This window comes from Vreelandella rituensis (assembly GCF_003336665.1).
Lineage (GTDB): Bacteria > Pseudomonadota > Gammaproteobacteria > Pseudomonadales > Halomonadaceae > Vreelandella > Vreelandella rituensis.
The window spans coordinates 1-14,577 of sequence record NZ_QPIJ01000075.1 but is presented as its reverse complement, the minus strand read 5'-3'; the positions used below and the strand labels follow the sequence as shown (position 1 = coordinate 14,577).

14 protein-coding genes and 1 pseudogene are annotated in these 14,577 nt (G+C 51.2%); all 15 read right to left on the bottom strand.

Features of this window, described 5'->3' with window-relative positions; translation table 11 throughout:
• Nucleotides 1-200 precede the first annotated feature (200 nt).
• Nucleotides 201-372 (bottom strand): annotated as a pseudogene (locus tag DU506_RS22315) (transposase); the annotation flags it as partial.
• 215 nt (nucleotides 373-587) lie between these two features.
• Nucleotides 588-1,388 (bottom strand): glycosyltransferase family 2 protein, encoded by an 801-nt coding sequence (locus tag DU506_RS19230; protein ID WP_114488483.1) that lies wholly within the window; start codon nucleotides 1,386-1,388, stop codon nucleotides 588-590.
• Nucleotides 1,389-1,553: 165 nt separating this feature from the next.
• Entirely contained in the window at nucleotides 1,554-2,453 is a 900-nt protein-coding gene (locus tag DU506_RS19225; protein WP_114488482.1) for a phosphoribosyltransferase family protein, read from the bottom strand.
• Nucleotides 2,454-2,695: 242 nt separating this feature from the next.
• On the bottom strand, nucleotides 2,696-3,616 hold the full coding sequence (locus tag DU506_RS19220; protein ID WP_114488481.1) for a glycosyltransferase family 2 protein: 921 nt from the start codon (nucleotides 3,614-3,616) through the stop codon (nucleotides 2,696-2,698).
• Nucleotides 3,617-3,707: 91 nt separating this feature from the next.
• On the bottom strand, nucleotides 3,708-4,934 hold the full coding sequence (locus DU506_RS19215) for a glycosyltransferase family 4 protein (protein WP_114488480.1): 1,227 nt from the start codon (nucleotides 4,932-4,934) through the stop codon (nucleotides 3,708-3,710).
• Between the two features lie 146 nt (nucleotides 4,935-5,080).
• Nucleotides 5,081-6,268, bottom strand: coding sequence for a DegT/DnrJ/EryC1/StrS family aminotransferase (locus tag DU506_RS19210; protein WP_114488479.1), 1,188 nt, complete (start codon nucleotides 6,266-6,268; stop codon nucleotides 5,081-5,083).
• A gap of 53 nt (nucleotides 6,269-6,321) precedes the next feature.
• On the bottom strand, nucleotides 6,322-7,323 hold the full coding sequence (locus DU506_RS19205) for an ATP-grasp domain-containing protein (RefSeq protein ID WP_181870827.1): 1,002 nt from the start codon (nucleotides 7,321-7,323) through the stop codon (nucleotides 6,322-6,324).
• 10 nt (nucleotides 7,324-7,333) lie between these two features.
• On the bottom strand, nucleotides 7,334-7,885 hold the full coding sequence (locus DU506_RS19200) for a GNAT family N-acetyltransferase (RefSeq protein WP_114488477.1): 552 nt from the start codon (nucleotides 7,883-7,885) through the stop codon (nucleotides 7,334-7,336).
• Between the two features lie 10 nt (nucleotides 7,886-7,895).
• On the bottom strand, nucleotides 7,896-8,810 hold the full coding sequence (locus tag DU506_RS19195) for a 1-aminocyclopropane-1-carboxylate deaminase/D-cysteine desulfhydrase (protein ID WP_114488476.1): 915 nt from the start codon (nucleotides 8,808-8,810) through the stop codon (nucleotides 7,896-7,898).
• Nucleotides 8,788-9,393, bottom strand: a complete 606-nt coding sequence (locus tag DU506_RS19190; protein WP_114488475.1) for a sugar transferase — start codon at nucleotides 9,391-9,393, stop codon at nucleotides 8,788-8,790. Before DU506_RS19190 ends, DU506_RS19195 begins: the two co-directional genes overlap by 23 nt.
• 284 nt (nucleotides 9,394-9,677) lie before the next feature.
• A complete protein-coding gene (locus tag DU506_RS19185; protein WP_114488474.1) occupies nucleotides 9,678-11,057 on the bottom strand; it encodes a UDP-glucose dehydrogenase family protein in 1,380 nt (459 codons plus the stop codon).
• Between the two features lie 55 nt (nucleotides 11,058-11,112).
• A complete protein-coding gene (locus DU506_RS19180) occupies nucleotides 11,113-12,195 on the bottom strand; it encodes an NAD-dependent epimerase (RefSeq protein ID WP_114488473.1) in 1,083 nt (360 codons plus the stop codon).
• Between the two features lie 65 nt (nucleotides 12,196-12,260).
• On the bottom strand, nucleotides 12,261-13,457 hold the full coding sequence (locus DU506_RS19175; RefSeq protein WP_114488472.1) for a hypothetical protein: 1,197 nt from the start codon (nucleotides 13,455-13,457) through the stop codon (nucleotides 12,261-12,263).
• An 11-nt stretch (nucleotides 13,458-13,468) separates the two neighbouring features.
• On the bottom strand, nucleotides 13,469-14,086 hold the full coding sequence (locus DU506_RS19170) for a ParB N-terminal domain-containing protein (protein ID WP_147273784.1): 618 nt from the start codon (nucleotides 14,084-14,086) through the stop codon (nucleotides 13,469-13,471).
• Between the two features lie 240 nt (nucleotides 14,087-14,326).
• Nucleotides 14,327-14,577 (bottom strand): RNA-guided endonuclease InsQ/TnpB family protein (locus DU506_RS19165; protein WP_147273783.1); only part of this gene is annotated, 251 nt, incomplete at its 5' end.

The following is a 14,577-nucleotide window of genomic DNA, read 5'->3' as shown; positions in this document are numbered from 1 at the left end:
TTTTTCAGGACGGCTGCTTTACGTTCTTCGGAATAACGTGGCACATGGACTCCATGCCGCTCCCTCTGGATTTGATTTAGGCGATAACGCCAACCGGACAACTAGGCTGACAGAGGGGGATCCAGCCATGTGAGGAACGTCCGTTTCTGGTTTCAAAATAAAGGTCGAATGACCGACCGAGAGGAATCATGACGCTCAGTACCGGAACCACACCCCATCTCATGGGGGAGCATCTCCCAAGAAATCCCAGGCTTCAGAATGAACAGGATTCCCGGAAACTCGCGGTCTGCCACCGTTGGGCTTGTGTGGTTCTGGCGGCAACAACGACTTGAAGACTTCCCAAAGCTCATCAGGTACGATTTTTTTAACCATAACGATAATACTGGGAATAGTGGCAAGCTATTTCAAGGGTTTTGAAAAGAGCTCTAAATGCCTGCTATTCATCAGATGTGAGTGGATAAAGAGCCTTGCCATGGCGGACGCCTATACTGGGCGACATGAGCTTTTTATATAAGAAAATTCATGGTGATTCACTTAATAAAATTGCACGTTTCACAAGTGCTATTTATAAGCGCCATTCACAAGAACTATCTTGTCAAGCGATGCCGAATACTTCTCGGAATATTATTATAGATAAATTTCACAAAAGGGACGGGGAAGTAATAAAAAGGAGCCTTAAGTTGCCATAGTTTTTTCATACCAATCTTGAATGAGTTAAATGTATATCCCAATCGATTTCCAACTTCATAACTCTGACCATCGTGAAGTCGCTTGATAGTCAGCGGCAAATTCACCCGATAAAATATATAACCTTTTCTAAGGGCACGAACCCATAAATCGATATCAACCTGCCGGACCAATGCTTCATCATAGCCTCCAACCTGATCAAGAAATCGCCGAGTAAACAAGACAGAGCTGTGGTTTATCGGATTACGGACATAAAAGCTTTCACGCGCCATTGGGGTGGCTGAGAACACCCCCTTGGCATTCAACTCGCCTTCCCCTTCTCCATGAACAATCTGGCTCGCAGTGACGACCAGTTCAGCATCAGGAAACAGACTGACAGCCGCCACCTGCTGCTCCAGTTTCTCGGGTAGCCATTTGTCGTCAGCGTCAATATTGGCCAACCACTGGTGTCGTGTATGGCTAACAGCAAGATTCAACGCCCTTGAACGCCCGATACCTTGCGTATTCACCAGTTTGACCGGGAAGGGAGCCGAACGACGTAGCCTCTTGAGCACTTCCCAGGTGTCATCGTCCGATCCATCGTTGACTATAACGACTTCTTGTGGGGAATAGGTTTGATAAAAAACTGAAGAAAGGCTCGACTCCAGAAATTTAGCCCCATTCTTGACAGTCATTATTACAGAGATTTCAATCTGATCCATTAGTCACCTCCGTGGCGTCAGAAAAGCTTACCGATAAGAAGTCTCTAAGCGGCTAAATTTCACAAAACACCAGTCACGAATATAAAAGTTATTAGCAAATTATTAAAATATTGGAACCATACTTGGGTGCATCTTTATTCTGACCAAGATATGGGATATTTTCTGCTAGCGCATCTTGCTATTGACTATTCTCCACATCAAGAATTTCACCTTATTCTTTATTAAACGAGTTCCAATCTCATCACCTGGATTATATATGCAATTATCCCTCAAGCAGAAAACGGGCTTCCTTGCTCCCTGACAAATAAGCCTTGCTTGATCAGAGTTCTCTTCAATAAACAACTCAGCCGCTGAAGCCATGAACGTCTCGACCTTGAATCTGACAAGAGAATCCATTGCCATGACATTGGTATCGTTATCGGCCATGACAAGATTTTGATACGAAATCCCGCAGCTCGCCAAAAAGGCTTCTACCTCATGGCGGCTTGATTCATTCTGGCAAGTAACGATCGTATCAATGATTCTTGAGGGGATATAACGAAAGCACATGGCATCTTTATCACCGCCAGGCCCACCTTCGCTGATCATCCCCTCGAGGCAAATACAGGATCTACTCATGACATTATGGTGGAAAATGTTCCATTCAAAAGCCCTTGGATGGGGAAGAAAATCAAGAATAATATCGACATCATTCCTGATTGGTTTGCTTGAGTAGACGGCCAGGGTCGATGCACGAGACGCTAACCAGTCAGGAAGTGCGTCGATTTCACTTTTCAACGATTTTCCAGACATTATACTATCGTCCACGATGAGAACCTTTTCCGCATCCCAAGGGGAACTTAATTCTTTCCTCAGCCCTCGAGTAACCCCCTTTTTCAATGGGTAGTTGTTCACCCAGGACGAGATATCCGTGCAATTCACATTCAGTGCAAGCGCAATCATGTATGCGGGCACCATACCACTTCGGGGGATACCGACGACCAAGTCCCAGTCGCCGGAAAATTTATCGAAATTTTTTGTAATATCCCTGCCGAGATCGCCATATGATTTGAACCAGATCTGCATCGAGATTCCTCCGTGACCTCACCCAATATATTCAGCAACAGTTATCCCAAGCTCTGTTCAGCCGACGCACATGAAATGCGTGGTGGTAATCGAACCCAGACCATCTGTCACGTCCAATCGATCACCCATCCCCAAAAGTCGTCACAGCAAGTTAAGATGACCGATATAAAACATATCGAAGGCCTCTAGGTGATTACCGTCTTGGTCATGGGTTTGTGTTCCTTTATTCGCCCTTTCGTGAATCATTTGACTCGGCTGCGCAGCCGGTCGTAATAAGGCTGGGGCACCAACAATGAAATGGCATGCAGCCATAGCCGCATATTCATCTCTCCAAGCTTCAATGCTTCCAGGTCCAGGCGTACCGACTGACCGAGTTGTTTCTTCTCCACCGCCCAGGAAAGCACCTTGCGATTGATCGCCAGGCGCAACTGACGGCGTTCATCGCGTGCCAACTTCGCATCGTAGTCTTCCAGAAGATCAATCCCGGGATGCAAATCGATAAGGTTGTGCTTGTCGCGAGTGACATCACTGTGCTCAAGCAGGTACAAGCTGGTAATAGTGGCGTTATAATGAATCGCTTCCAGCTCGCACAAAGCCTTTAACCAGAAATACACATCGCCCCCGCGGCGGTAACACCCGGCCGGAAAGCCACCCAACGACAAAAACCGCTCGCGCCGAATACAGGCACTGTTCATGTGGATGAAGTCAAAGCGGGCAAAAGCGCTCAGGGCTTCGAAGCGATTCAGCCGGTTGACGGGGACCCCTTCGATACGTGGCAGGCGTCGCTGGCCTTGCATTTTTTGATAGGCGTTGATGAACAGCTCAAGATCAGGGTGGTGCGAGATGGCGTCGGCAAAGCACGACAAATGATCGAACAACAGAATGCCATCGGCACCGAAGAACACCAGCCACTCGGCGGTGGATTGTTCGGCACCGAAATTGCGTGCAGCGTAGCCTTCCGGCTCTGGTGGGCTACGCTGAAAAAGCTTCAGTAAACCGGCCTGTTCATACTCACGCAGCACTTCAAGGGAACCATCGGTGGAACCGTCATCCACGGCAATCACTTCAAAGTCCCGGAAAGTCTGACGGTACAGACATTCCAGTGAATCAGATAAGGTCGCCACCTTGTTATAGACCGGCATGACCACCGAAAAAAAAGCCATATCAGTAGGTTTCCTTTGTTGTTATAAGGACAAGGATGCCGCGGGAGGGTGATGCATCGCTTGGCAATGCTTCAAATGACTCGGAGCAGCTTCATGAAGTGCGCGAGGCCGCACTGAGAGTGGGCCGTTTGAGTGGCTCTTGCGCCGTGTCGTGAAAGGCCGGGTTCTCTATTCCCATCGCTTCCAGCATCACTGCATTGACCTTATGGACGTCGTATCTGTCTTGAGCAATCTCGTGGGAGCGCCGACCCATGGTTTGCAAAAGAGCGGGGCGATCGATGAAATGCTGCATGGCCTCGACAAGTGCGTCGACGTCTTTTACCTGTATCAAGTAGCCGTTATCACCTTCAATAACGGTTTCACGGCAGCCGGGGGCATCGGTGGTGATCACCGCACGTCCCATGGCCATGGCTTCCAATACCGAGCGTGGGGTGCCTTCCCGATAATAACTGGGCAGCACATAGACACTGCAATCGGCAATTGCCGGACGCACGTCGCTCAGCCAACCCAAGTGTTCGATGGTGCCTTCCTCCACCCAGGTATCCAGCTCCTCCTGGGTAATGCTGTCAGGATTGCTGTCGATGCCACCAGCCAGCTGAAACACCATCTCAGGGTGCTGCTGCTTGATTCGTCGCGCAGCGCTTGCGTACTGGCGCACGCCCTTGTCGCCCAACAAGCGGGCGATCAGCAAGAAGCGTGGCGGGCCTTCCGGCAAGGGAGCCGCCACGTAATGGGTCATGTCCACCCCTGAGCCATTGAGAACCTGCGAAGGCACACGCTCGGCAAGTATCCCCAACTCACGAAACAACGCTTCATCATCGGGGTTCTGAAAAAACACCCTGTCCGCCCTATTCAGGGCTGTCGCATACAGCCTGCGCACCACCTGAAACACCAGGGCGCGCTTACCGCGAGCTTCGCCGGCAAAGGCATACCCCAGCCCGGTGATCAGTGCGTAACGCTGGGGAACCTTGGCCAGCCAGGCTGCCAATAGTCCATAGACGACCGGCTTGATGGTGTACCCCAGAAAGGCTTCCGGGCGAATGCTGCGCATCAAGCGGTACAGTGCTTGCGTCGTTCGTAGATCACGCCAGGGGTTCAGGCCAGTGCGTTGCATGGGGATATCGTGAGTCACTACCCCCCAGGACTCGAGTTGCCGGCGAATGGTCGGGTTATCGCGAAGCCCGGGAGCCGCCGTATGCACTTCCAGTCCGGCCTTGATCAGAGTCCGAACCAGCGGCCCCCGAAAATTGACCAGAGACTTGCTCGAACCCGACACCAGAAGAAAGCGGCGATTCGATGTGGCAACCTTAGGATTCATGAGAACTCCTCGACGAAACACCAGGCAGCACTTGAGCCTTGCACTTTTCACCTGGTGTGGAATATTTGGGTCTAACGGGATGCATTGGATAAGAATGGCTTTGAGCGATCAACCGATCGGAAAAGCGTTGCTACGCCGAAGTGCCGCTAGGTACTTTCCTTCATGACGCCTTTCAGCACCTGACAGGTCTTATCGATCTCGTCTCGAGTGAGCGTGGGATGACACAAGAACATCAGGCTGGTTTGGCCAAGCTCGCGTGCCACGGGCAGCCGAGTTTCCGGTTGCCAGCCGGTACCCTCAAAAGCCTTTTCGAGATACACCTCGGAACAGGCCCCCGAGAAACAGGGCACGCCGCGCTTGTTGATCTCGTTCAGAATTCGGTCACGGCTCCAGCCTTCTGCCAGCTTTTCAGGCTTCACGAATACGTAGCATTTGTAGGCGGCGTGCTCGATATGCGCGGGAATCGCCGGTACCCGCAACCCCGGGCATTCACTGGCGGCCTGCCAGATACGCTGGGCATTGGCCTGGCGCGAGGCCTTCCACTCGGGCATGTGCGCAAGCTGGATGCGCCCGATGGCAGATTGCATCTCCGTCAGCCGCCAGTTGGTGCCGAAGCTTTCGTGCAGCCAGCGGAAGCCCGGTGGATGCTCACGCTCGTAGACCGCCTCCCAGCTCTTGCCGTGATCCTTGTAGGCCCACATTCTCTTCCACAAGGCGGTATCGTCAGTGGTGACCATGCCGCCTTCTCCACCGGTGGTCATGATCTTGTCCTGACAGAACGACCAACACCCCACATGCCCGATACTGCCCACGCTCTTACCGCGATAGCGAGTCCCATGCGCCTGAGCACAATCTTCGATCACATAAAGCCCGTGCTGCTTGGCTAATGCCATGAGCTCGTCCATCTCGCAGGGCCAGCCCGCCAGGTGCACCGCAATGATGGCGCGAGTATGCGGGGTGATCTTTTCGGCAACTGTGGCGGCGGTGATGTTTTGAGAATCCCGGTCGATATCAGCGAATACCGGCACGGCACCGGCGACAACGATGCATGACGCCGACGCTACGAAGGTACGAGAGGTGACTATCACCTCATCGCGCCCCCGGCCCTCGCCTTCGCCGATGCCCAGCCCCTTCAGGGCCAGATCTAGCGCCGTGGTGCCGTTGGAAACGGCAATCGCATAATCGCTTTCGGAAAACCGCGCGAATTCGCACTCGAACTGGCGGCCTTCCTGGCCGGTCCAGTAGTTCACCTGGTTGGAAAGTAGTACGCGCTGCACTGCCTGGGCTTCTTCCTCGGTAAAGGAAGGCCAGGGGGAAAAAGGTCCATTAAGCATCAGAGGTTACAAGCCATAAAGCTGATAGGAAGTTAGATGTAATAAAGGCTTTGCTACACAGGCACCTCAACCAAGCTATCAAACTTGGCAAACGCCTTGCCCACCTGATAACTGTATGGAATAAGCTCCCGGCCTTGATAATCATCAAGCAGCATCTGGACATGATTCGCGCCTGCCATGTGAGTAAATGGATAGCCACCACCGAATCTGGGGTTGAATTCCAGCAGGTAGAGCCTGCCATCCCGCTCCAGGAAGTCGCAATCCAGGTTACCCCGGTGTGGTAACGCGCCGGCAATTTTGGCGACTATCTCGCGGAATGGCTCGGGGGCCATGGTTACGGCCTTATCGGTTTCACCCGCACGCATGGCGAGTTTCTTTTTGGCGGTGAAGCCGATGTAATTCTCTTGCTGACCATAAAGAATATCCACGCCATACTCTGGCCCCTGAATAACTTCCTGAATGATCACAGAGTCTTTTGTACTCAGTGAAGAAAGCGCACTTTTCGCCACAGCCTTCCGACAAGCCTCAAAGCCGCTTTCTAGATATTCGCGGGTTTCGACCATATACAAACCAATAGACGCACTGCCCCAGCGTGGCTTGATAATCAGCGGAAATTGAACTCTCCCCAACTTCAACGCCTCAACAACGCCGGCCACAGTCAAAAACGTTTCTGGTGCCGCAACGCCGATTTGCCGGGCGAACTCAAAGGTGCGCCATTTGTCTGAACATACCTCCAGAGACGATACAGGCGGCACATAAAACGTGGCTCCGGTTTCCTGCTCAAGCGCAGCCCGATTCTCTGCCAGCAGCCCGGCTTCCAGGTCATTCAGGGAGAAAACCATGTGGATGTTTTCTGCCAGAATCACCTTCTTTAGCGCATCCAGGTAGCCTGCTTCAAACACACCCGGAACCTGATGGGCAGCGTCGCAAGCCTGCAAGGCGGGAGCAGACAAATCCATATCCGTGCCCACAACCCGACCGGTTTGGCCAAGGGTTCGATTAAAATAAGAGGCAAGGTAGTGGCGCCGGCCGGCACAGGTTAGAAGAATATTCATGGGCAAATGACTAAACATTTTGATAAATGGGATCGTTATCCCATTCAGATTGCAAGATAGAATGGACGTGCCTATCATGCAACTTTCCGCCCAGTAAAATATCATCTCGTAGAACACCTTCAAGCTTCCAACCTAGTTTCTTGTTAGCCTTCAAGGACCTCTCATTAAAATCAGCCTGATATGCATACAGCTTATTCAAAAACAACTCTGAAAATGAATAATTAGTCAGAATTTTCTTTGCATCTCTACCAAAACCTTTACCCCAGTAACTTACATCCCCGATTATGATATACACTTCGGCGCTTCTAACGTCTGTCTTGATATTCAAAAGACCGCAAAACCCAACAACATTACCCCGACAAGAGTCGACTATCGTGAAATCCTTTCTCGTCCTATCCTCTATGACTTTCCCATACCAAACTTTGGTTCTACCGATGGATAACGGTAAATCAAAACCCAAGGTAGAGGATACTCTTGTATCATTAATAAAGTTAACTCTGAAAGGCAAATCCTCGCACTCAAGTGGTCTTACTTGTATTCTTTTCCCTTTCAAAATGTCCATAAACTAATCCTCAGGCAAGTGAAGTTTGCAAATTAAGAAGACCACCCGTGTGCCAAAAAACAACTTCCGAACCGCGTGGAATCACTCCACGACCCACCAAATCGAAGAGCGCAAACATAGCTTTTCCAGTATAGAAGGGATCTAAAGGCAAAGAATCCAACTGAAGAAACGAACTTAAAAAAGACTTTAACTCCGAGTTATAAAAGCCATACCCTCCAAACCTATAATCTTCGTAAATAATAATATCATCATGCAGCTCCTCCGGTAGCAGTTCAGCAATTGCAGCAGCTCCCTTGCACGCATCTCTCGCTATAGAAATACCCAAAATTTTAACATCAGACGAACTCTCTCTAGCCCCCTTAATGAGACCCGCCTGAGTGGCACCTGTGCCCGAAGCGTGAAGGATATAGTTAGGGTGGAAAGAAATCTCATCAAATGCATTCTTGTATGCGTTAACAGCCTCTAAACAATGACCACCACCCGGAATAACTAATACCTTTGCTCCTTTTCCCAGGTGAAAGCCCACTAGCTCTCTAATTTTCGCTGATATGTCAACTGGGTCGACATAGTTAATTGAACATTGTTCTGTCTTTAAATAATATGAATTTCCATGCATAAAGCCAGAACGGTCTTGGTGGCCATGCAAAACAAGCTCAACTTTGATCCCATATATCGAGCCAATCAGCGCAAGAACGCGCGCATGATTGGACTCTGAGCCACCATTGCTAACAATCACATCAGGAACACCATGCTTTAATACATGAGAAGATATTATCTCTATATTCTTCCTAACTTTATTGCCCCCCATGTAGATAGGTATCAAGTCATCTCTTTTAACCCAAACGCTAACATCAAGGTAATTTGACAGCCGTTCCATCCTATAAAATGGTGAGACAATTGTGTCACGAACGCTGTTTTCGAACATCAGAAAGCTTTCTCCCTTTTTCACTTGGGACCGCACTCACATCTTTACGGTTAACAACGTGCCAAGCTGTTACTAAAACAATTCTTAGGTCTAAAAAAATACTTTGACACTCTACATATTCTATATCATCTTTAAGCTTTGCATCCCAAGACCGTCCATTACGCCCCCTTATCTGAGCCAGACCAGTCAACCCTGGCCTTATCGAGTGGCGACACATCTCCTCCTTAGTGTAGTAACTAAGATACTCCATCAGCAACGGCCGCGGCCCCACCAAACTCATGTCCCCCTTCAATACATTCCAAAGCTCCGGCAGTTCATCCAGACTCGTAGAGCGCAGAAATCGACCAAACGGAGTGATCCGTTCAGAGTCAGGCAGCGGTTTACCTTCACTATTATAAGCATCGCGCATGCTGCGGAACTTGACCATCTCGAAGGGCCTTCCATGCAGCCCCGGCCGCACCTGGCGGAAGAGAACCGGCGATCCGAGCTTCAAACGAACCATCAGCGCAACGATCAACAACAGCGGTGAAAGAAGAATTAAACTGACAAGAGATACTACAATATCAAAGAGGCGCTTAATCATAAAAACTCGCAGCGTTAAAGATAAAGAACCAGAAGCACTGTTATAGCTTTACTCCACGAGACCTTCTTTCCCTCCAGCCACTTTTCAGCTTTTTAGCTTTAGCGACAAGTGGGTTAGTGGCGCAAGCAGATAACTCAGTTGCGGCAGAATGGCTTATTTTCAGACAGCTCCCGGCCATGATCGCCATAAGCGTCTCGCATGGAGCGAAACTTGATGGGAAATCAAAGGAAAACAATCGTATTTATTTTCCAAGAAGGCAAGCATTGCGACTTTATCAGCATTCTTTACTCACTTATTTCCGATTCAGGAGAGTTAGAAAGGGATAAGGGCAATATAGGCGTGGCTCTACCTACCGAGTAGTAAGTGAATCCTTTCGCCACCATTCGACGCGGTTCATAAAGATTACGCCCATCGAAGATGGTCGGTTCGGAAAGCTGAGCTTTGATAAGCTCGAAATCAGGAGCCCTGAAATTTTGCCACTCGGTGACGATAATCAAGGCATCGGTATTCTTTAACGCGGCTTCTTTGGTGCCGCAAAGAGTCAAGTGCTCATGGCTGCCGTAGAGACGTTGAGCCTCTTCCATGGCTTCCGGGTCATAGGCCTGCACCTTGGCACCGGCGGCCCAAAGCGCTTCCATAAGCACACGGCTGGGAGCATCCCGCATGTCGTCGGTATTGGGCTTGAACGAAAGCCCCCAGATGGCAAACGTCTTACCCTTCAACTGTGCATTGAAGTGTTGGCTTATTTTCTGGAACAGCGTGGTTTTTTGTTCTTTATTACGCGACTCCACTGCCTTGAGTAGCTTGGCGTCAAAATCGATGGCATCCGAGGTGTGGATAAGCGCCTGCAAGTCCTTGGGGAAGCATGAACCGCCATAGCCCACTCCGGGATAAATGAAGTGATAGCCGATGCGTGGGTCGGAGCCGATTCCTTGACGCACCGCTTCGATATCGGCCCCCAAGCGTTCGGCCAGGTTTGCCATTTCGTTCATGAAACTGATCTTGGTAGCCAGCATGCAGTTGGCTGCGTACTTGGTCAGTTCGGCACTTTTTACATCCATCACGATGATCTTGTCGTGATTGCGATTGAAGGGCGCATAAAGCTCGCGCATGGTTTCGATAGTGGCATCGCAATCGGTACCGATGATAATGCGGTCGGGCCTCTGGCAATCGGCAACCGCGCTACCTTCCTTGAGAAACTCCGGGTTGGACACTACGTCAAAGCCGATAGCGTTGCGGCCACGCTTATTCAATATTTTTTCCACCTCGGCACGCACTTTGTCGGCGCTGCCTACCGGCACTGTGGATTTGTTGATGATGATCTGGTCGCGTTCCATGTGTTCGCCGATGGTGGCGGCCACGGCGAGAACGTACTTGAGATCGGCACTGCCGTCTTCATCCGGGGGGGTTCCCACGGCGATAAACTGGACTTGACCGTGTTTGACCCCGGCGACCGCATCGGTAGTGAATTCAAGCCGACCAGCAGCATGGTTCTCTTTTACCAGCGCCTCCAGACCCGGTTCATAGATGGGAATGACACCCTGCCGGAGTTTTTCGACCTTTTTATCATCCACATCGACGCAGATCACGTGATGGCCGACTTCCGCCAAGCTGGCGCCTTGAACCAGGCCGACATACCCTGTTCCGAAAATTGTAACGTTCATTGGATTTCCTGCTGGGAATTAGTGTGTGAAGAAAAGATGCAAAAGAAAGGTGTTTTCAATCAAGTGAGCCAGGCGTTTCACTCAAGGGGTCAATGGGCTTATTTAACGAGCATTTATCCAGTGAATAGTAGTCGCGATACCATCTGACGAAGTTGGCGACACCTTGGAAGACCGGCGTGGATGGCTTGTAACCGACCGCTTTTTCCAGTTCACTTGAATCCGCATAGGTATCGGGAACATCGCCGAGTTGCAGGGGCAAAAGATCCTTGACGGCCTTCTTGCCCAAGGCTTCTTCAATGGCTTCGATATAGGTACTGATCGTCACCGGATCGTTGTTGCCGATGTTGAAAAGACGAAACGGCGCATTGCTGGTGGCAGGGTCGGGACTGTCGCTATTCCATTCAAGATTGGGGGTCGCAATATGGTCACTGGCGCGAATGATTCCCTCAACGATGTCGTCCACATAAGTGAAGTCACGGGTATGGTGGCCATGATTGAAGACCTGGATGGGCTCATCGGCCAGGATGCTCTTGGTGAATTTGAATAGCGCCATGTCCGGACGACCCCAGGGACCATAGACGGTGAAAAACCGCAGCCCCGTGGTCGGCAAGCTGAACAGATGGCTATAGCTGTGGGCCATCATCTCGTTGGCTTTCTTGGTGGCGGCGTAAAATTGCAGCGGATGATTGGCCCCTTCATGCTCGGAAAACGGCATTCGCGTATTGGCGCCGTAAACGCTACTGGTGCTGGCGTAAGTCAGGTGCGCAATCTCAGCGTAGCGGCACGCTTCCAGTACATTGGTAAAGCCAATCAAGTTGCTTTCCACATAACTGTGGGGGTTTTCCAGCGAATAACGCACGCCAGCCTGGGCAGCCAGATGAATGACCCGGTCGAAGTGATGCTCATTGAAGCATTCCGCCACCGCCTGTTGATCAGCCAGATTGGCACGAATGGAAAGATAGTCACTTTGCGTCTCGGCTGCCGTCCGTTCAAGAAGCTTCAAGCGTGCTTCCTTGATAGCGGGGTCGTAATAATCATTGACGTTATCGAAGCCGACGACACTATCTCCACGCTCCAGTAACCGCTTTGCAGTGTGAAAACCGATGAATCCAGCATGGCCGGTAACTAGAACCTTCATTTAATGACTCCTTGACGAGGTATTCGTGGGCATCAGGCAGGGGTGGAGCAAAAACAGCGTTTATTTCAATTGCGAACAAGACGCTGAATATGCCGCCATCCCACTCGCCTCAGGCCATCCAACGTCAAGGGCACCAAGGCCACCGAGCGCACCAAGGCAAGAATCGGACGCGGAAGTTCATTCAGGCATAAGGTTCGAGGCAGCCCGGTATAGGGAAACCAACGCTTGCGATAGGAACTTTGGCGGGCGGAAAGCGGCAAATCACCCGTGAAACGCGAAGGCACCGCATACCAGGCATAGTTGCCCTTTAACGTTTCTATCTCGTCAGGGCCGGGCTGCAGGAATTCGAAATCGATGATCTTGAGACCTTGGCAAGGATCGTAGATAAGATCTTGCGGATTGAGGTCGATGCACTCGTAGCCAAGACGACGATAATGCAGGATGACGGCCCTCACGCGCTCGATGGTCCAGATAGGCAGCAAACCATGGTGAGAAAAAGGTGCACGAGGCGACAGTATGCGTTCCATACGGTCGGCATAACGTTCGAACACCAGGTAATGAGGCCCTACTTCCAGAAGACGCGACACTTCAGGCAAGGAGGCACCTAACTCGCGGGCCTTCACTTCACGTTCCAGATAACGCTCTCGCCCCGGGCGAAACGTCTTGCAAATCGCTTCGGTACCGTGAAAATCCACCAGTTCAACCTTGGCCCGGCATAGCTGTTTACTCAAGTCAGCCAATACCGGGTAAGGCGTACGAAATGCCGCATTATGCCGCTGGGCTATCTCACGTATTTTATCGATTTGCTTCGGCACCAAGCTTTTTAGATAGTCAAGTGCCTGGGCCACATTGCAGGACATATGCACGGGGTCACACTGTTCCTGTGCGGTACATGCCTGATTGACCGTGGCTCTTATCTTTGCTTTGACCGTAAGCACTCGCACATTGTCGATCCGCCCGGGGGCGTCTCTCGAAACCGAGATCTCCGCCACAGGATGCACATCATGTACTACCAGCAGGTGAGACGGCAGGCCACCACTAACGGGCCAGGAACCACGCTCCTGGTCCTCATCGTGGATCCGCTGAGCTAGCGCCTGTCGTTGTCCTTCCCTGATCGGCAAGTCACACAGCACATTGAAACCATAACAATCAAGTAAGCTACGCAGAGCATCCAGGTACGCCAGCCCACGCTCTCTGACCAGAAAAACGCTGATACCGGTTAGCCACGCTTGCTGGTTGTCATTCCATTGTCTGTTCGTCATAGCTTTTCTCCTTATACAAAGAGAGCGACTGTTTTTTTTGGAGGGGGAGTGATGGAGTGGGGAGCGAAATAATCGTCGAAAATCTTCAGGGCGATATCTTGGGTAAACACACCCGACACCACTGCGGGCCAAAAGGTAACCTCTTCCCGTCGAATGAATTGCTCCACTCGAATAGTAATACGCGACGCTCCCAAGGCACTGATCACTGCATAGCGATGCTGACCCTTATTTACCACCCAACGCCAGCGGCCATCTGGTTTCGTTAATACAATTGCGCAAATATCACCATCTTGGCCGTCGTGACGACAAATGCCCTTGAGACGAATCGACTCCAACAGCCGAGCCAGACGTTCCACTTCGATTTCAAGCTTATCGGTGCTGACTGGCCCACAGAATTTCCAACCGGCGTCTATGCCCAGGCGTCTGCCCAATATTCGGGTATTTTCGCGCAGTTCAGTACGTTGACGTTGAATATTTATTTTCGCTAAATTACGGCTTTCCCAAGGCAAAGTTGTCTGCCAAGTAGGCAGATCAACCAGTTTTCCGGCCTGCGCAGTGGGAATCCCCAAAAACTCGGCGGCATTGGCCGGCTGCCAATCGGCATAGAATTCACGCAGGGCTTCACGCAACAGCTCACGTTCCCGACCGGGCTGTTCGAATGCCTGCTGTATCATTTCAAACAGGAGACGACCACGATCACCGGGTTGACATCCTCCCCCACCTTCAGCGCTAACGCGCTTGTGGAGGGGGATTCCCTGGTCGTTACCTCCCAGGTTCCTGCTTCGTTGTCCGTCGCCTCAATGCCTTGGCATTGCCGGTCTTACACAAACTCCACAGGCGTAACTTCCCGAGTGCCCCTCGGTAGTGCTTCAACTCTCAGCACCGGCTAACAGCGCGGTGCCGGCTTGTAGGATGTTGCGGGCGGCATTGATGTCGCGGTCGATGCCTTGGGTGTCGCAGTCCGGGCAGTCCCAGGTGCGAACATTGAGCAGCAAGGAGTCGACGACAAACCCGCAGCCATGGCAGCGCTTGCTGCTGGGGTACCAACGGTCGATCTGGACGAACTGGCGCCCCGCCCATTCCGCCTTGTAGTCGAGCTGGCGCACCAGCTCCCCCCAGC